At 61.0% G+C, this 17215-nt stretch carries 17 protein-coding genes; 10 read left to right on the top strand and 7 right to left on the bottom strand.

What is annotated here, in order from left to right; all coding sequences use genetic code 11:
- Window positions 1–142: 142 nt before the first annotated feature.
- Together LPB73_RS18440 and LPB73_RS18435 are read right to left on the bottom strand one after the other, a co-directional pair.
- Entirely contained in the window at window positions 143–724 is a 582-nt protein-coding gene (locus tag LPB73_RS18440; protein WP_093759184.1) for a polysaccharide biosynthesis/export family protein, read from the bottom strand.
- A 149-nt stretch (window positions 725–873) separates the two neighbouring features.
- Window positions 874–1626: a metallophosphoesterase gene (locus LPB73_RS18435; RefSeq protein WP_349768789.1), complete on the bottom strand. Its 753-nt coding sequence runs from the start codon at window positions 1624–1626 to the stop codon at window positions 874–876.
- Window positions 1627–2420: 794 nt separating this feature from the next.
- On the opposite strand from LPB73_RS18435, the gene LPB73_RS18430 reads away from it, so the two are divergent.
- The 3 genes from LPB73_RS18430 to LPB73_RS18420 all read left to right on the top strand — a co-directional run bounded on the left by LPB73_RS18430 (window position 2421) and on the right by LPB73_RS18420 (window position 5497).
- Window positions 2421–3188 (top strand): sugar transferase, encoded by a 768-nt coding sequence (locus LPB73_RS18430; RefSeq protein ID WP_068738572.1) that lies wholly within the window; start codon window positions 2421–2423, stop codon window positions 3186–3188.
- A gap of 126 nt (window positions 3189–3314) precedes the next feature.
- The gene (locus LPB73_RS18425; RefSeq protein WP_231077789.1) at window positions 3315–4106 is read left to right on the top strand and encodes an FkbM family methyltransferase; all 792 of its coding nucleotides are present in this window, start codon (window positions 3315–3317) and stop codon (window positions 4104–4106) included.
- A 71-nt stretch (window positions 4107–4177) separates the two neighbouring features.
- Window positions 4178–5497 (top strand): UDP-glucose dehydrogenase family protein, encoded by a 1320-nt coding sequence (locus LPB73_RS18420; protein WP_093759182.1) that lies wholly within the window; start codon window positions 4178–4180, stop codon window positions 5495–5497.
- A 39-nt stretch (window positions 5498–5536) separates the two neighbouring features.
- Here LPB73_RS18420 and LPB73_RS18415 read toward each other — a convergent pair whose 3' ends face one another.
- Window positions 5537–5791: a hypothetical protein gene (locus LPB73_RS18415; protein WP_139285856.1), complete on the bottom strand. Its 255-nt coding sequence runs from the start codon at window positions 5789–5791 to the stop codon at window positions 5537–5539.
- A gap of 463 nt (window positions 5792–6254) precedes the next feature.
- Here LPB73_RS18415 and LPB73_RS18410 point away from each other — a divergent pair, with 463 nt between their 5' ends.
- The 6 genes from LPB73_RS18410 to LPB73_RS18385 all read left to right on the top strand — a co-directional run bounded on the left by LPB73_RS18410 (window position 6255) and on the right by LPB73_RS18385 (window position 11171).
- A complete protein-coding gene (locus LPB73_RS18410; RefSeq protein WP_141137206.1) occupies window positions 6255–6515 on the top strand; it encodes a hypothetical protein in 261 nt (86 codons plus the stop codon).
- Between the two features lie 161 nt (window positions 6516–6676).
- The gene (locus LPB73_RS18405) at window positions 6677–6817 is read left to right on the top strand and encodes a hypothetical protein (RefSeq protein ID WP_158596770.1); all 141 of its coding nucleotides are present in this window, start codon (window positions 6677–6679) and stop codon (window positions 6815–6817) included.
- 5 nt (window positions 6818–6822) lie between these two features.
- The gene (locus tag LPB73_RS18400; RefSeq protein WP_231077788.1) at window positions 6823–7059 is read left to right on the top strand and encodes a DUF6719 family protein; all 237 of its coding nucleotides are present in this window, start codon (window positions 6823–6825) and stop codon (window positions 7057–7059) included.
- Between the two features lie 344 nt (window positions 7060–7403).
- On the top strand, window positions 7404–8402 hold the full coding sequence (locus tag LPB73_RS18395) for a phosphotransferase (RefSeq protein WP_231077787.1): 999 nt from the start codon (window positions 7404–7406) through the stop codon (window positions 8400–8402).
- Window positions 8403–8443: 41 nt separating this feature from the next.
- The gene (locus LPB73_RS18390; RefSeq protein WP_231077786.1) at window positions 8444–9787 is read left to right on the top strand and encodes an aspartate aminotransferase family protein; all 1344 of its coding nucleotides are present in this window, start codon (window positions 8444–8446) and stop codon (window positions 9785–9787) included.
- Window position 9788: 1 nt separating this feature from the next.
- Complete coding sequence (locus LPB73_RS18385) at window positions 9789–11171, top strand: M20 family metallopeptidase (RefSeq protein ID WP_231077785.1); 1383 nt, start codon at window positions 9789–9791, stop codon at window positions 11169–11171.
- 160 nt (window positions 11172–11331) lie between these two features.
- Here the strand turns inward: LPB73_RS18385 and LPB73_RS18380 are convergent, their stop codons facing one another.
- A complete protein-coding gene (locus tag LPB73_RS18380) occupies window positions 11332–12189 on the bottom strand; it encodes a VOC family protein (protein ID WP_231077784.1) in 858 nt (285 codons plus the stop codon).
- 123 nt (window positions 12190–12312) lie between these two features.
- Here LPB73_RS18380 and LPB73_RS18375 point away from each other — a divergent pair, with 123 nt between their 5' ends.
- The gene (locus tag LPB73_RS18375) at window positions 12313–13617 is read left to right on the top strand and encodes an NAD(P)/FAD-dependent oxidoreductase (protein WP_231081181.1); all 1305 of its coding nucleotides are present in this window, start codon (window positions 12313–12315) and stop codon (window positions 13615–13617) included.
- A gap of 133 nt (window positions 13618–13750) precedes the next feature.
- Here the strand turns inward: LPB73_RS18375 and LPB73_RS18370 are convergent, their stop codons facing one another.
- Genes LPB73_RS18370 through LPB73_RS18360 form a run of 3 tightly spaced genes read right to left on the bottom strand, consistent with a single transcriptional unit; the run spans window position 13751 to window position 17194 of the window.
- Window positions 13751–15385 (bottom strand): ABC transporter ATP-binding protein, encoded by a 1635-nt coding sequence (locus LPB73_RS18370; protein ID WP_231077783.1) that lies wholly within the window; start codon window positions 15383–15385, stop codon window positions 13751–13753.
- Window positions 15382–16212: an ABC transporter permease gene (locus tag LPB73_RS18365; RefSeq protein ID WP_068738869.1), complete on the bottom strand. Its 831-nt coding sequence runs from the start codon at window positions 16210–16212 to the stop codon at window positions 15382–15384. The genes LPB73_RS18370 and LPB73_RS18365 overlap by 4 nt, the downstream gene beginning before the upstream one ends.
- Window positions 16213–16216: 4 nt before the next feature.
- The gene (locus tag LPB73_RS18360) at window positions 16217–17194 is read right to left on the bottom strand and encodes an ABC transporter permease (RefSeq protein ID WP_231077782.1); all 978 of its coding nucleotides are present in this window, start codon (window positions 17192–17194) and stop codon (window positions 16217–16219) included.
- Between the last annotated feature and the right edge of the window lie 21 nt (window positions 17195–17215).

The following is a 17215-nucleotide window of genomic DNA, read 5'->3' as shown; positions in this document are numbered from 1 at the left end:
TGCTGCCCACAATGCGAAGTACGAAGTAAAGTTCGTCGCACTGCACAAGAATACGCACCGCAAAAAGTCGAGACTATGGCGACGCGCGACATGAAGGCGCGCATCGGTCACTACACATCAGACAAAATCAAAAATGATGAGTTCAGAAGTATCGTTCTGGGACACGCACATTGTCGCCGGGAAATACCAGGACTGGCGAATCGAGCGCATAGATCTCTTCGACCGTTGAGCCCGATCGCCGCAAATACACTTTGTTCTCATTGGCGCGATAGGTGAATCCACCGGCAGTTGCGACGGCGTCCATCACGGTCAGGCCCATGCGATAAGGGTATTCGCCGCTCTTCTTCACTTCGCCGAGGATATAGAAGGGTCGATACAGCGCGATTTCCACGTTCACGCGTGGGTCTCGCACGATTCCCTTGGCCAACGCGGAGGAGATGCCCTTCTCTAATTGCCGTGTGGTCAGTCCAGCGGCCTTCACGTGGCCCGCAAGGGGAATTGATACAAATCCGTTGCTGTCGACTTCATATTCACCGGTGATATCAGCTTCGCCATAGACCTTCAGACGAATCCTGTCAGTTGGTCCAAGAAGATAGGTGCCTGACGGCGAAGCCGCAGAAACCCGCTGGTCCTGTGCGAGCGCGATCGACGGAGCGACGCCAGCAAGGAAAAATGAAAGCACCGGTACTATCAAAATGCCGGCGCATCGGTTCGTTCGCAACATGGTAGACCCCCAACACAACATCAATGTGATCATCTGCATCAATTCGATGACAATTGATGCAGACGACAATTGCGCGAGAGTGTCCGGCAAAAAACGGCGAAAGAATGTGGCGTATTCAGAGAGTGCGCAGATTGCGTACTAATGTCTTCTTAGAGAACCAGAATCTCTGTGCCTTCGATGGCAATGCACGTGAGAATGCCGCTGCGCCACGCACCTGTGTCAATATTCACACGGTTATCTCTAATATCTGCATGGGGAACCGGCGTGTGTCCGTGCACCACATAGACGCCATGATCGCGCTTGGAATCCAGAAACTCGTCCCTGATCCACATCAGATCATGCGGATCTTGAGATGACAGCGGAACATTGGGACGAATGCCCGCGTGAACGAACAGAAAGTCGCCGCATCTGATATTGTTCCGCAGGCAACGCAAGAAAGCGTCATGCGCCGGAGGGAATGCGGCGTGAAACGCGTTCTGCACATCGCGCGCCGTTGCCGTGCGCGATGGAGAAACGCCATAGGACGCGAGAGTCTGAAGTCCGCCCAGTTGGCGCCAGTGCTCAAGCACGCTGGCATCCTCCAGGAAGTCTTCCATGATGGCTTCGTGATTGCCGCGTAGGCAGATTGCATGGTTGTGCACCATGCGGACTGCCAGCAAATCGATCACACCTTTCGAATCCGCGCCACGATCGATGTAATCGCCGATATAGACTTCCGCCGCATAGGTGATCGGGCGACGACGGATGTCCTCATCGATGCGCGCGATGGTTTCCTGCAGCAGGTCGGCGCGTCCGTGAATGTCACCGATAGCATAGATACGCGTATCGGGCGGCAGTGCCGCCTTGTTCGAATCTGACCTGGAGAGGGAGCGCGGCATTTCGCGCAAGCTACGATCAGGCAACCGTCGCGGTCAAATTCAATCGGCCGCGCAACGCCTTGGGACTCATAAAGCTTTGGGGATAGCGATGAGCTCAGAAGAAAATGATGCGAACGGCGACGATCACAGCGACCCAGACGGCCGCATTGATAAGAAGAAGTCTATTTCGCAGTTTGCGGCCGGATGCGTTGTGCACATCGCTGGTAGAACTATCCACAGGGCTGGAGATCGCCGCCTTATCCACGGCGATCGCGCGCGGGGGAAATGAAATGTCCCCTGTAGTCATCTGAGGTGTTCGTCGAGCGACCATGGCGATGCCGAAATATCTGGCGGAGTGAGCAGTCTCAGCGCGCAACATAATGGGCGCGCTTTAGTATCGAGTGAAAAATCAAGCTCGAATCGATTGCTGCTTGGTGGCTATTTGTTAATTGCGGAGATCATGCACCCGATCTCGCAGCGACGCGATGCAATTCATCGATCTGCGTCGTGTAATTATTTTGCATGGCTGCTGTGAGCGTGATGCAGCGCAACAGACGTACAAAACGATCTAAGCGCTTCCGTGCACAACGAATTTTGCGCGCCGCACAATTATATCAATATTGCGACTGCGTAATGTTACACGCCAATACCGTTTTGCCGCCCTAATTCGTTCGCACAGTTAAGAAATCTTCAGTGATGAAGGTTCTTGCTGATCGACGAAGATGGTTTCGCAATTGCGAATGTTCGTCGAAGGGAAGGCTTCTGAATTCGCATGCCTGCCACATAGGCATGTTTCTGTTCGATTTTCGCGCACCAAAGTTCCAGCAGGGAGCGAGAGCATGGCCTCTACAGTTTCAGTTGGTTTTGATCGCAACAAGGTGACGCCGCTCTGGAAAGAGCGGCAGTTCATTTCTGTGCGGCCGGTCGAGTTTGCCGGCCACGGGTCCTATCGGAACAGCGCCTATCGCAGCCGCCGGACGAACCAGGTTGCCCGGTGCGAGCCGTCGGAGTCGATTGCCAAGCGATTGTTCGACATTGCAGCCGCGGGCTCGGCCCTGCTGTTTCTCGCGCCGCTGCTGATCACCATCGCAATCATCATCAAGGCGACCTCGCCGGGGCCGGTGTTCTTCACCCAGTATCGCTACGGCTACCGCAACCGGTTCTTCAAGATCTACAAGTTCCGCTCGATGCGCACCGATGCGGGCGACAAGCGCGGCATTCAGCAGACGGTCGAAGGCGACGCCCGGGTGACGCGGATCGGCAAGCTGCTGCGCAAGACCAGCCTCGACGAAATTCCGCAGCTTATCAACGTGCTCAAGGGCGATATGTCTCTGGTTGGGCCGCGGCCCCATGTACCGGGCATGCTGGCGGCCAACGTGCTCTATGAAGATCTCGTGCCGTATTACTTTACGCGTCATAGCGCACGGCCCGGTATCACCGGTCTGGCCCAGGTGAGCGGCTGCCGCGGCAGCACCGTCGAGGCGCCCCGGGCGATCTCGCGCATCGATTACGACCTCGAATATATCGAGAAATGGTCGATGCGTATGGACATCATGATCATCGTGCAGACCGTCCGGCGCGAATTCCTCTCCGGTAATGCCTTCTGATGCCCACGACCGATTGAGCGGCGGCATCGATCACACCACACATTGCAGACATTGCGCTGGCGGCCCTCCGTCCGGCGCCCGGAATTGTTTTGCCTTGAAACCAGCCTCGAACGAAGGGTGACAGCCATGACGGCGACGCAACGGACCAAGCAGCTCCTCAAAGACGCTTTCCCGTCGATGTATCTACGCTGGCGCTTCCTGAAGCGTCCCAAATCGGCGGAGCGTGAACTGGCCTATCTCGACAAGATCGTGCCGCAGGGGGCTGTCACGGTGGATGTCGGCGCCAATTGCGGTCTCTACACCCAGCAACTGGCGCGGCTGTCCGGTCAGGTCCATGCATTCGAGCCGTCGCATGAGATGGCCGATCTGCTTCGGCGCACCTCCGCGTCCAATGTCCACATCCATGAAGTGGCCCTCTCGGATCATGAAGGCGATGCCGAGCTTTACACACCGCAAGGCGAGGATGGCCTTGTTTACGGGCGGGCATCGCTCGAACAGCAATATGAGCCGTCGGTGAAGCAACTGATCACGACGCATGTTCCATTGGCGCGTCTCGATGGTGTCGTGCGCGAGGACGTGTCCTTCGTGAAGGTGGACGTCGAGGGGCACGAGTTGAGCGTCTTGCATGGAGCCGTCGGCCTGATCGACCGGTGCCAGCCAGTCTTCCTTGTCGAGGCAGAGGATCGTCACCGTGCCGAGGCGACGCGCTCGGTGTTCGATTTCTTTCGCGACAAATCCTATCGCGGCTTCTTCCTCCAGGACGACGAGGTGATCTCCATCGATCATTTCAACGCCGGGGAAATGCAGGACGCCGATGCGCTGTTGCCCAATGGTGGCCGTAAACCCGGGCAAGCTTACGTCAACAACTTCTTTTTCTTTCCGCAGCATCTCGACGGCGAGTTGATCCTCAACAGCTGAGGCGCATGCGGAATTCTCGGGGGATGTCCGGGTCGTTCTGACCGCGGACTGTTTACAAGACAGGACATGCAATGCGAATTGCCATGATTGGCGCTGGCTATGTGGGGCTCGTGTCGGGGGCGTGCTTTTCGGACTTCGGCCATCACGTCACCTGCGTCGATACGGATCAGGGAAAGATCGATGCGCTGAACAACGGTGAGATTCCGATCCATGAGCCTGGTCTCGATGCGCTGGTCGCGAGCAATGCCAAGCAGGGACGTCTCAAATTCGTTACCGATGTCACATCTGCTGTCGGTGCGGCCGAGGTGGTGTTCATCGCCGTCGGCACGCCATCGCGGCGTGGTGACGGTCATGCGGACCTGTCCTATGTCTATGCAGCGGCGCGCGAGATCGCGAAGGCCATCAAGAAGTTCACCGTGGTGGTCAACAAGTCGACGGTGCCGGTCGGTTCCGGCGACGAGGTCGAGCGCATCATTCGCGAGGAGAACCCGGAGGCGGAATTCGCCGTGGTCTCGAATCCGGAGTTCCTGCGCGAAGGCGCGGCTATCAGAGACTTCAAACATCCCGACCGTATCGTCATCGGTTCCAGCGACCAGCGTGCCAAGGACGTGATGGCCGAAGTCTACCGGCCGCTGCATCTTAACTCGTCGCCGATCATGTATACGGATCGCCGCACGGCCGAACTGACCAAATACGCCGCCAATTCATTCCTGGCCACGAAAGTCGCCTTCATCAACGAGATCGCCGATCTCGCCGAGAAGGTGGGCGCCAATGTGCAGGAAGTCGCGCGGGGCATCGGCCTCGACAACCGGATCGGCCTGAAGTTCCTGCACGCGGGACCGGGCTATGGCGGCTCGTGTTTTCCGAAGGACACGCTGGCACTGATCAAGACGGGCCAGGATTACGAAGCGCCGCTGCGCATCGTCGAAACCGTCGTCGCCGTCAACGACCAGCGCAAGCGCGCCATGGCGCGCAAGGTGGCGCATGCCTTCGGCGGCAATCTGCGCGGCAAGTCCATCGCCATTCTCGGCGTGACCTTCAAGCCCAACACCGATGACATGCGCGATGCGCCGTCGATTCCGTTGATCACGGCGCTGCAGGATATGGGCGCCGAGGTGCGGGTCTACGATCCCGTTGGCATGGAGCAGGCGAAGAAGGTGTTCGAAAACGTCACCTTTTGCGAGGGGCCCTATGAATGCGCCCGCGGGTGTCACGCCATGGTCATCGTCACCGAATGGGAGCAGTTCCGCGCGCTCGATCTGAAGGAGATGGCGGCGATCATGGCCTGTCCGGTGATCATCGATCTCCGGAACATCTATTCGCCGGATGAAGTGACGCGGAACGGATTTCTCTATAGCGGCGTCGGGCGGCCGCAAGCAGTGGCTTACTAGCTCGCGCATCTGCGCAGATAAGGGGAGGCGCGCAGTGTTTTACTGTGTCGCTTCCTCCGTCGTGCCGGGCGCAGTCGCATGTTCGCTTCGCGGCGTCGTGGAGGCGTCGTTATAGCTTTCGGTCTGATAGATCGATTCCAGGTCGCTGCCGCCGAGATACCAGCTTCCAAGGAAATATGTGGCGCCGATGATGGCTGCGGCCATCACGAGGCCGCGGCCGACGGAGAAGACGATATCGGCCTTCGTGACTTTATGCGGAGCGATCTTGTCCATGAAGGCGTCCCTATGGGGCATGCCGCTATCCTGCAACGGCGTGGTCCAGTTGGTGCTCAGGAATTCGAGCGCAAGCAACAGCGCAATCAATCCCGTACAGTGTAGCGCTATCGACCTGACATGTCTGCTGGAAATGCCGAGATCGTCGCGTAGCAGAGAACCGATCGAATAAGCGAATAATGCGGCGCTCAGACCGCAGATCGCAGAATCACAATCACTTTCGGCATCCGCCCCATTCGCAAACATCGCCAATGCGGCTCATTTGTTCAACCGTCACAATTGCAACAATTCAACCCCGAATGTCGGAATACCGAACACAGGCGCGTGAGCACGAGCTTTCTCCCATGGAACCTGAGGATGACGACAGAGTGACGATGCGTTGCTGGAGTACCGAGGTTATGATCGCACTATGAGACAAACTACATTTATACTGGCACTTGCCGCCGTGATCGCGTCCCCGATCTATGCGAACGAAATCGATCAGATGGCGAACAATCTGGAAACAAGCTGTTCGAATCACTTTCGCAAGCGGCCGAATAAACCTTCGAGCGATTCCAAAAAGTTCTGCAGCTGTTTTGCCGGAACCTTCACATCGACCATCTCGCTGCGGGAACTCGATGCCGCAAATGGGGTGGTAACATCGGAAATTCAGGAACAATTCGAGCGCGCTGCGGAGTTCTGCGGCCGCGATGTTGCGCCGTCCGTCGCGCAAGCGGGCAGGGCATGGATCATGGAATCCAACTGACCGACGAATCCCGGCGATCATTGTCGGCTGTTACCCTGACTCACTGTCGCCTCATTTGACCGCAAGTCTTTGTTCGTCGGCAGAGTGGGACACATCTTGCGCCGGCATTTGGGGACTGCTCATTGACTGACTCTCGTTTCAAGGCGCAAGTGGCGTCTCGCATGCCTATGCTCCGATTCAAGGAGTCGAAGCTCAGGCAGAAGGTCGGTTCCGCCGTCGAGGCGGTTTCGATCGCATGCGCCCATGTTCTTGCTATCGCGGCCCTGGTGATCATCGGCGGTCTTGTCATCTATGTGAGATAATCGTCGTGCGTACTATTTTACTTGGACTGTTCCTGACGGCCGTCGCCCAGCCGTGTTTCGCGCAAAAATTTCTCTCCTTCGAACCTTTGATGATGGATCCGTATGCGACCGTGTTCGTCGACAACGGTTCGTGTTCGGCGGGCAAGGTGCTGAAGGTGCAAGGTGCGCCGAACAACCAGCGTCGCAAGAAGAGCTGTGTGCCGATCAGCGATGTGCGGCCAGGTGTCGTCAAGGGCAAATAGCCAAGGCCACCGCAACGGCGCTTACGTCGTTGCCTGCTGCATCGCCGGCCGGCCAGCGCCATAGCGTAGATGGTGTCGCATGGATGGATGCGGCGCGTATGCGACGTGGCTTCTGCGAAATCCGTGCCCAAATGGGCAGCAAAGGCAGAAAATGCGGGCTTAGTTCGTCGAAAATGCCCGCATTCGCGCGGACACCCTGACAAGCGGGAACAGCGTTGCTATGGTCGCGCGTACCGGCCGCGACGTGCCGGATTCCGAATCGAGATGGATCAGTTCAGGTGACATTTGAGCCTTCCGCGCGTCCGGGTGCAATGCAGGGCGGACTCGCGGCATCGTATATAAACATGACGGATGATGAGGCCGTCGATCTCGCCCGCGAGCGTTTTGGCATCGAAGGCCGTCCGACGCGCTTTGCAACCGAGAAGGACGACACCTTCCGGATCGCGCCGGCAAGCGGGCCGCGCTTTATCCTGAAGGTTGCGAACCCCATCGAGGATATCCCCGAGATTGATCTGCAGGTGCAGGTGCTCGATCACGTCGCGGCGCGTGCGCCCGATCTGCCGGTCCCGCGCGTTATTCCGAACGACAAGGGCGAGCGGCATTTCAATTATCTCGATCGCGCCGGCCAGAACCGGCAGGTGCGGATGATGTCCTATCTCGAAGGCCAGCCCCTGAGTGAGGTGCCGTCCACGGAGTCGGGACGGGCCGAGATCGGCAAATTGCTGGCGCGACTCCGTCTCGCACTGGCGGATTTCAGCCATCCGTCAGACTCCCGGGTCGTCGCATGGGACGTCAAGAACCTGCTCACGCTGCGCGACCTGCTGGCGGAAATCACCGATGCCGACCAGCGCCGCAAGGTCGAGGCGGCGCTCGAGCGTTTTGCCGCCATCGAAACCCGGCTCAAACAGTGCCGCATGCAGGTGCTGCACAATGATTTCACCCGCTCCAACATTGTCGTCGATGCGTCGCTGCCGGGTTTCGTCAGCGGCATCATCGATTTCGGCGACACGGTCCGCACCGCGATTGCCATCGACGCCTCGACAGCGATGCTCAATCAGTTGCCCGTCGAGATGGACGGCGATGTCTTTGCCGATGGCCGCGATCTGCTCAAAGGCTATCTGTCCATCGCCGATCTGACGGCGGAAGAACTGAGCCTCATTCCGCATCTGATCTTCTCGCGTCTGGCGACGCGCCTGCTGCTGTCCACGGCTATGGCCAACCGGGTACCGTCCGTCGCCGCCTATGTCCTGCGCAACAATGAGCAGACCTGGGTGCAGATGGACTGGTTCATCGCCCGCTCGATGGATGAGATCTCCGATCAGTTGATGGACTTCGCCAGATAATCTTTGCCACATCCGACCCTGCTTCCAGAGGAAACAACAACATGACCGCAGTCACCAGCGCCCCGCGCGGCAAGATGGTCAACGGCTTCGACCCCGCCACGGCAACCGGCCTCACCGAAGAGAGCCGCAAGCTCGTCGCGCGACGCAGCGATCTGCTCGGCCCGGCCTATCGGTTGTTCTACAGCAACCCCGTCGAGGTCGCGCGCGCCAAGGGCGTGCTGCTCTATGATTCAGAGGGCAACGAATATCTCGACGCCTATAACAATGTGGTGTCGGTCGGCCACTGCCATCCGCGCGTGGTCGATGCGATCACGCAGCAGGCGCAGACCATCTGCACCCATACGCGCTATATCCAGAAGGGCATTCTCGACTATGCCGAGGATCTGCTCGGCACGTTCGACGGGCCGAAGCGGCATGTGATGTTCACCTGCACCGGCTCGGAAGCCAATGATCTCGCCGTCCGCATGGCCAAGCATCACACCGGCAATCAGGGCATCATCATCACCGAAGAAGCCTATCACGGCAATTCGGAGCTGACTGCGGGCTTCTCGCCGTCGCTCGGGCCGTATTCGCCGCTTGGCACCTATGTGCGTCGCGTGCCCGCACCGGATTCCTATCGCATCGCGCCGGAAAAGATCGGCGCGTGGATGGCCGAGAAGGTGTCCGAGCAGATCGTTGACCTGCAACGCCGCGGCGTCGGTGTCGCCGCCTTCATCGCGGACTCCATGTTCTCGTCCGATGGCATCTTCTCGCACCCGACCGACGTGCTGAAGCCGGTGCTCGATGTCGTGCACAAGGCGGGCGGCGTCTTCATCGCCGATGAAGTGCAGTCCGGCTTCGGCCGCAGCGGTGAAAAGCTCTGGGGCTATCAGCGCCACGGCATCACGCCTGATATCATCACCATGGGCAAGCCGATGGGCAATGGCTACCCCGTTGCTGCCGCCGTGATGCTGCCGGAGATCGTGGAGAAATTCGGCCGCGACAACCGCTACTTCAACACATTCGGTGGCAATACGGTGGCGATGGCGGCCGCGCAGGCGGTGCTGAATGTCATTCGCGACGAGAAGCTGGTCGAGAATTCGCTCCGGGTCGGCAAGGTCCTGCGCGACGGCTTCCATGCACTGGCGAAGAAATACGAGCAGATCGGGGACGTCCGCGGCTCCGGCCTCTATGTCGGCGTTGAACTCGTGAAGGATCGCAGCACCAAGGAGCCGGATGCCGCCGCGGCATCTGCCGTGGTCAATGGCCTGCGCGCGCGCCGCGTGCTGATCTCGGCGACGGGCCCTCATGCCAATGTGCTGAAGGTTCGTCCGCCGCTGGTCTTCACCGAGGCAAATGCCGACCGGCTGCTGACCGAGGCCGAAGCCGTGATGGCATCGCTCTGAGATGACACGGATTGATGCCATCGCGCGGGTCAACGCGCAGTTCACGTCGGGGGATTTCCTCGCCACGCTCGATCGCATGGTGGGCTACAAGACCGAGAGCCAGAGCGACAAGCGCGCCGACGATCTGCGCGCCTATCTCGAGCAGGAACTGACGCCGACTTTCACGGCGCTCGGCTTTACGACTGACATCATCCCGTCGCCATCGGGGCGCGGGCCCCATCTGCTCGCGACCTATCATGAGAGCGACGATCTGCCGACCGTGCTGATGTATGGCCATGGCGATGTGGTCCCCGGCATGGAAGGCGAATGGCGCGACGGGCTCGATCCGTGGCGCTGCACGAGTGTTGGCGAGCGCGTCTATGGCCGCGGCACCGCCGACAACAAGGGCCAGCACGCCATCAACATCGCCGCCCTCCGCGCCGTGCATGAAGCGCGCGGCGGCAAGCTTGGCTTCAATGCGAAGTTCATCATTGAGATGGGCGAGGAGATCGGCTCGCCGGATCTGCCCAAGGTCTGCGAAGCCCACCGCGATGCATTGAAGGCCGATCTGTTTCTGGCCTCCGACGGGCCGCGGCTCTCGGCCGAGCGGCCGACGATCTTTCTCGGCTGCCGTGGTGGCCGCCGCATCCATCTCGATATCGAATTGCGCGACGGCGCGCATCATTCCGGCAACTGGGGCGGGCTGCTCGCTAATCCCGCGACGATCCTCGCTTCGGCGATAGCGACGTTGGTCGACAGGAACGGCCGCATCCTGCTCGACGCACTGAAGCCGCCGCGCATTTCCAACCAGGTCCGTGCGGCTCTGGCGGATGTGATCGTCGCGCCGTCGGCTGATGAACCGGCTCTGTCGGAGAATTGGGGCGAAGACGGATTGTCGCCGGCTGAACGACTCTATGCGTGGAATACGCTGGAAGTGCTGGCGATCAATGCCGGCAATATCAACAATCCCGCCAATGCCATTCCCGGCAAGGCCGGCGCGGTGCTGCAGCTTCGCTTCGTCGTCGGCACCGACATCGAGAATGTCGTACCGGCAATCGAGAAACACCTTGCCGCAAACGGTTTTGCCGACATCAAGGTGAGCCAGTCGCAATATTTTTCGGCCTCGCGCACCGATATCGATAATCCATGGGTGGGCTGGGCAGTGGAGTCCGTTCGCAAGACCACGGGTAGCGCGCCGGCGCTGCTGCCGAATTTCGGTGGCTCGCTGCCGAATGACGTGTTCACGGATATTCTGGGCCTCCCCACCGTGTGGGTGCCGCATTCCTATCCCGGCTGCTCGCAGCACGCGCCGGATGAACACATTCTCCTGCCGGTGACGGAGGAGGCGCTGAACATCATGGCGGGGTTGTTCTGGGATTTGGGTGAGGCGCCTGTGCGGCAATAGGCTGCGATCCCAGGCCTCTCAATTGTCATCCCCGCGAAGGCGGGGATCCATACACACTGTTGTGGGAGATAAAAACGCTGTCGTTACGGCAACGCTTCTATTTCGGGCCCGGAGGTTATGGGTCCCCGCCTTCGCGGGGACGACAACTCAAAGGCTGCGATCAATCCTTCACAAACGCCAGCAACACACCGTTGCCCTTGCTCGGCGGCACGACGACGCCGACATCGCTGCGGCTGCCAGCTGATCCAACGGCCTTTCCGGCCGCTGCAATATCAGCCACGCCGAACACCAGCGAAATGCCGCCACGCTCGGGAATGCCGGCCAGCGATGTGCCGGGGAAGTGCTTCGCGAGCACGTCCTTGGTGACGAATACAAAGTCCGCGCGGTCGCCGCCTGACGGCACGACGACAGTGCCATCGGCTTCGCTGCGCGCAGCGCCGTCGATCAGCTTCGCCATATGCTGTGCGTCCTTCTCCGGCTCCGGCGTGACGATGAACACCTTCTTCAGGCGCTTGGCCGTATTGGCATGCACCTGCAGCTCCGGAATCCAGACGGTCTCGCGGGTCTTGTGCTGGCAGGCGAAGATGCGGAGGCCACCGGGGGCTTCTTCATAGGGCCACTGATAGGTGGCGAATTTCGCCGCGCTCAGGCTGCCGTCCGGCATCGTCACCGGACGCTCGAAATCGGTCGGGCCGATCGGCGTGTAACCACGCGCGCGGATTTCCTCGGCGCCGACAGCGGCGTCGGTGGTGGTGAAGGCGATGCGCTCGATGCCGTCGCCGCGCTTGGCGAGAAACGCCCGCGTCGGCGCATTGTGCTCGGTCTCGTTCAGCACGCCGAGCAGTTCGACGTAATCCGGGCCGAGCATCATGGTGTAATTGCCGGAGCCCATCTTGGCGCTGTGGGTGCCGCGCGGCGAGACCGTAAAGCCGAGGCTCTTCCAGTTCGCAGCAGCAGCGTCGAGGTCCTTGACGACGACCACGGCGTGGTCGATTCCAACGATGTTTTTCAGCGTCACGTGCTCATTACCTTGCAATGGATCAGGCGCGTAAACTATGCAGAATGCAGGGGGGCCGCAAGAGAACGGTTATGTTCGGTTGCGCGGCGCAATGCATGATTGATGCTGCAGAAAGGCGTGATGATGGATACCGCAAATGTGCCCTGGCCGAAGTCGCTCTGGGCCGGCGTCACGCCTCCCGGTCCTGATTTGCCGGAACTGAGAGGCCCGGTCGAAGCCGATGTGGTCGTCATCGGCAGCGGCTTCACGGGTCTGTCGACAGCGCTGCATCTGCGCGAGGCCGGCGTCGATGTCGCCGTGGTCGAGGCGATGGAGCCGGGCTGGGGCGCGTCGGGGCGCAATAACGGCCAGGTGATCCCGACGCTGTCGCGGCCCGATCCCGAAGACATTATCAGGCGCTATGGCGCCGCCGGCGAGCGCCTTGTCGGTCTGATCCGCGACAGCGCCTCGATCCTGTTCGATCTCACGCGCCGCTATCAGATCCAGGCCGAGGCCGAACAGAATGGCTGGATTCAGCCGGTGCATTCGCCGGGCCGCATCAAGATCGCCGAGCGCCGCGTGCGGCAATGGTCCAAGCACGGCGCGCCGGTGGAACTGCTCTCACGCGAGCAGATGCGCACGATGCTCGGCTCAGACGCATGGTTCGGCGGCTTCTGGAACAAGACTGGCGGCCATATCAATCCGCTCGCGCTGGCGCGCGGTCTTGCGCGTGTGGTGCTGGAGCAGGGCGGTCGCATCTATGCGCGCTCGCCGGTGGAGAGTTATGAGCGCAAGGGCGATCGCTGGATCGTCAAGACGAAGAATGGGCAGGTCAGCGCGCGCAGCCTGATCGTCGCCACCAATGCCTATACGGGCGAATTCTCCAAGCAGCTCTCGCCAGGCATCGCGAGTGAGGTGATGCCAGTGCTGTCCTGGCAGATGGCGACGCAGCCGCTGTCGGACGAGGCGCGCAAGACCATCATCCCCGGCCGCCAGTCGATGTCGGATACCCATGGTGAACTGTATTTCGCGCGTTACGACGCGCGCAATCGTCTGGTCACCGGCGGCAATGTGGTCGGCCTCGGCGACAAGACGGAGCGGCTGAAAGTGATGGTCGCCGAACGGTTGAAGCGGCTGTGGCCGCAGATCGGCGACGTCAAGTTCGACTATGTCTGGAACGGCTATGTCGGCATGACCACGGATTTCCTGCCGCGCATGCACAAGCTCGGGCCGAATGCCTATGGCTGGACCGGCTGCAACGGCCGCGGCGTGGCGCTGTCGGTGGCGCTCGGCGATGAATTCTCGAAGGTGGTGCGCGGCGTGCCGGAGAGCGAGCTGGCGCTGCCATTCTCCGAGCCAGTCCCGATCGCAGCGCACGGACTGATGCGATTGCTCGCACCCTTCATGCTGCTGGTCTATCGCCGCAGGGACGCGAAGGAGATGGCTTAGCGTACGCCACACACTCAGCCCTCATCCTGAGGAGCCGCGCAGCGGCGTCTCGAAGGATGGACGCGAGCTCGGAACCTAGCCATCTCATGGTTCGAGACGCGCAAGTGCGCGCCCCTCACCATGAGGGATGAAGCTACACCGTCACCGGCTTTCGGCTGCGCGCGAAATCGCCGCCGGGGATCGAAGCCAGCAGCGCCTTGGTATAAGCGTGCTGCGGATTGCCGAACACCTCGCCGGCCAGTCCGTGCTCGACGACTTCGCCGTCCTTCATCACAGCGACGAGATCGCAGATCTGCGCGGCAACGCGCAAATCATGCGTGATGAACACGATCGAGAGCCCAAGCCGCTCGCGCAATTCATGCAACATCTTCAGCACCTGCGCCTGCACCGAGACGTCGAGCGCCGAGACAGCCTCGTCGGCCACCAGCACGTCGGGCTTCAGCGCGAGCGCACGTGCGAGGCCGATGCGCTGGCGTTGGCCGCCGGAGAATTCGTGCGGGAAGCGATCGATCGCGGAAGGATCGAGGCCGACCAGTCGGAACAGCTCCTTCGCCTGTGCCACTGCCTGCGCACGCGGCGTACCGTGCACGATCGGGCCTTGCGCCACGAGGTCGCCGGCTTTGCGGCGCGGGTTCAGCGAAGCGAACGGGTCCTGAAACACCATTTGGATGTGCTTGGTCTCGCGGCGTACCTCGTCGCGCGTGAGCTTCGCCCAGTCCTTGCCTTCCAGCACGATCGATCCCCCATCGGGATCGATCAGCCTGATGATGCAGCGCGCCAGCGTCGATTTGCCCGAACCTGACTCGCCGACAATGCCCAGCGTCGCACCACGCGGCAGTTTCAGCGAGACGGACTTCACGGCATGGGTCACACGCACGCCGCGGCCGAGGAAGCCGCCATTGCGATAGGTCTTCGACACGTTGTCGAGCGTCAGGATGATGTCGTCGGACAGTGCGCGCGGCGGCGGCGCCGTCAATGGCGGCACCGCGGCGATCAGCTGCTGCGTATAGGGATGCTGCGGATTGGTCAGCACATCCTTCACGGCACCTTGTTCAACCACGTTGCCATGCTGCATTACCACCACGCGGTCGGCGATTTCGGCGACCACGCCGAAATCGTGGGTGATGAACAGCACCGCGGTGTTGCGGCGGCTCTGCAATTCCTTGATCAGTTTGAGGATTTGCGCCTGCGTGGTGACGTCGAGCGCGGTGGTCGGCTCGTCCGCGATCAGGAGACGCGGATCGAGCGCCAGTGCCATGGCGATCATGGCGCGTTGGCGCTGTCCGCCGGAGAGCTCGTGCGGATAGGCACGCGCGGCCTGGGCGGGATCGGGAATGTGCACATCCTGCAGCAGTGCCAGCACGCGCGCCTTGATCTCGGATTTGGAGAGTTCGGTATGGATCTCGAACATCTCGCCGATCTGGTCGCCGATGGTGCGCAGCGGATTGAGCGCGGTCATCGGCTCCTGGAAGATCATCGCGATGCCGGCGCCGCGCACCTTTCGCATCTCGGCATTGCTGGCGCTGGCGAGATCCTTGCCCTCGAACAGCACGCGGCCGCCATCGATGGTGACTTCGCCAGGGAGCAGTCGCATGATGGCATTGGCCATGACAGACTTGCCGGAGCCGGACTCGCCGACCACGCAGACGATCTCATTGGCGGAAATCGCCATGGAGACGCCGCCAAGCGCGTGTGAGCGATCGGCGCCTTTCGGCAGCTTCACGCTCAGGCCATCGATGGTGAGGATCGGATTGTCCACGGCGCTCATCGGCTTTTCAGTCTTGGATTGAGCGCATCGTTGAGGCCCTGGCCGACCAGTGACACCGCAAGCACCGTGAGCAGGATGGCGATGCCGGGGATTGCGGAGACATACCACTGCACGCGCAGCACGTCGCGGCCGAGACCAATGAGGTTGCCCCATGACGCCACGTTGGGATCAGACAGACGCAGGAAGGCGAGTGCGCTTTCCAGCAGGATCGACAACGCCATCACCACGCTGGCATAGACGATCACGGGCGGCAGCGCATTAGGCAGGATCTCGCCGAGGATCAGCTGGATGTCTTTCATGCCCAGCGTGCGCCCGGCCTGCACGAATTCGCGGCTGCGCAGCGACATGAATTCTGCGCGCGTCAATCGCGCCGGTGCCGGCCATGACACGATGCCCACGGCGATGGTGACGGTGGTGATGGTCGAGCCGAACACGGCGACGAGCACCAGCAGCAGCACGAAGTTCGGCAGGGTCTGGAACGCCTCGGTGATGCGCATCAAGACCGTATCGACCCAGCCGCCATAATAACCGGCAAAGGCGCCGATCAGCACGCCGATAACGACGGCGATGACAGTCGCCACGCCTCCGATCAGCAGCGAGATGCGCGCGCCGTAGAAAATCTGCGCGGCGATATCGCGGCCGGAATTGTCGGTGCCCAATAGGAAGCGTGGATTGGAGAACGGCCAGATCAGCGGCCGGCCGGCCAGCGCCAGCGGATCGCGCGGATAGATCCAGCTCGCGGTGATGGCCATCACGATGACCACCAGCAAGAGCAGCAGGCCGACGACGGCGGCCGGGCTGCGGAAATAGCGTTTGACCGCGTCCATCATCTCATGCCTCCGCCTGGATGCGCGGATCGAGCCGCGCATAGAGAAGGTCGACGAGGAAATTGACTAATATCACCAGCAGCGCCGAGACGAAGACGATGCCGAGCAGCGTGTTGAGATCGCGCTGCACGACGGACTCGTAAGCCAGCCGTCCGAGGCCGGGCAAGGAGAACACGCTCTCCACCACGACCGAACCGCCGAGCATCGTGCCGGCCTGCAGGCCGATCAGCGTCACCATCGGCAGCAGCGCGTTGCGCAGCACATGCTTGATCACCACGCGGGTCTCGTCGAGGCCCTTGGCGCGCGCGGTGCGGACGAAATCGAGATTGAGCACTTCCAGCATCGAGGCGCGCATGATGCGCAGATAGATGGCGAGGAAGATCAGCCCCAGCGTCAAGGTCGGCAGGATCAGATGCAGCGCGATGTCGACGGTGCGGCCAAATCCGGTCTGTACGGCGCCGATATCCTCGAAGCCGCCGGCCGGCAGCCACTGCAGATAGATCGAGAACACCACGATGGCCATCAGGCCGAACCAGAACGACGGCGTGGCGTAGAAGACGAGGCCGAGGGTGGAGATCAGCGTGTCCGGCCATTTGTTGACGCCGCGTGCGGCGACGACGCCCAGCAACAGGCCGAAGAAAAATGCAAAGGACAGCGACGCGGTCATCAGCAGGATCGTCGGCGGCAGCCGTTCGAGGATCACGGTCGCCACCGGCTTGCCATAGATCGAGGAGAAGCCGAGATCGAGGCGGATCAGCCGCCACAGATAGTTGCCGAGCTGCATGGGGATCGAGAGATCGAGCCCGTAGAATTTGCGGAGCTCGCGGGCGGTTGCGGCATCGCCGCCGCCCATCTGTGCCATCATGGCATCGACGGTGTCTCCCGGTGCGAATTGCAGCAGCAGGAACATGCCGATCAGGATCAGGAATAATGTGGGTATCGAGGCGGCGAGCCGCCGCCCCGCAAGGCTCAGGATGCGCATCTGGCTATTGTGGCGAAGTTT

This window comes from Tardiphaga sp. 37S4, from assembly GCF_021044645.1.
Classification (GTDB): domain Bacteria; phylum Pseudomonadota; class Alphaproteobacteria; order Rhizobiales; family Xanthobacteraceae; genus Tardiphaga; species Tardiphaga robiniae.
This window is presented reverse-complemented; position numbering and strand designations above follow the sequence as displayed.

Excerpts from the sequence above, each read along its gene's own strand:
- LPB73_RS18440 (WP_093759184.1), bottom strand. The coding sequence starts at position 724 with ATGTTGCGAACGAACCGATGCGCCGGCATTTTGATAGTACCGGTGCTT.
- LPB73_RS18430 (WP_068738572.1), top strand. The coding sequence starts at position 2,421 with ATGGCCTCTACAGTTTCAGTTGGTTTTGATCGCAACAAGGTGACGCCG.
- LPB73_RS18425 (WP_231077789.1), top strand. The coding sequence starts at position 3,315 with ATGACGGCGACGCAACGGACCAAGCAGCTCCTCAAAGACGCTTTCCCG.
- LPB73_RS18420 (WP_093759182.1), top strand. The coding sequence starts at position 4,178 with ATGCGAATTGCCATGATTGGCGCTGGCTATGTGGGGCTCGTGTCGGGG.
- LPB73_RS18415 (WP_139285856.1), bottom strand. The coding sequence starts at position 5,791 with ATGCCCCATAGGGACGCCTTCATGGACAAGATCGCTCCGCATAAAGTC.
- LPB73_RS18410 (WP_141137206.1), top strand. The coding sequence starts at position 6,255 with ATGGCGAACAATCTGGAAACAAGCTGTTCGAATCACTTTCGCAAGCGG.
- LPB73_RS18405 (WP_158596770.1), top strand. The coding sequence starts at position 6,677 with ATGCCTATGCTCCGATTCAAGGAGTCGAAGCTCAGGCAGAAGGTCGGT.
- LPB73_RS18395 (WP_231077787.1), top strand. The coding sequence starts at position 7,404 with ATGACGGATGATGAGGCCGTCGATCTCGCCCGCGAGCGTTTTGGCATC.
- LPB73_RS18390 (WP_231077786.1), top strand. The coding sequence starts at position 8,444 with ATGACCGCAGTCACCAGCGCCCCGCGCGGCAAGATGGTCAACGGCTTC.
- LPB73_RS18385 (WP_231077785.1), top strand. The coding sequence starts at position 9,789 with ATGACACGGATTGATGCCATCGCGCGGGTCAACGCGCAGTTCACGTCG.
- LPB73_RS18375 (WP_231081181.1), top strand. The coding sequence starts at position 12,313 with ATGGATACCGCAAATGTGCCCTGGCCGAAGTCGCTCTGGGCCGGCGTC.
- LPB73_RS18370 (WP_231077783.1), bottom strand. The coding sequence starts at position 15,385 with ATGAGCGCCGTGGACAATCCGATCCTCACCATCGATGGCCTGAGCGTG.
- LPB73_RS18365 (WP_068738869.1), bottom strand. The coding sequence starts at position 16,212 with ATGGACGCGGTCAAACGCTATTTCCGCAGCCCGGCCGCCGTCGTCGGC.
- LPB73_RS18360 (WP_231077782.1), bottom strand. The coding sequence starts at position 17,194 with ATGCGCATCCTGAGCCTTGCGGGGCGGCGGCTCGCCGCCTCGATACCC.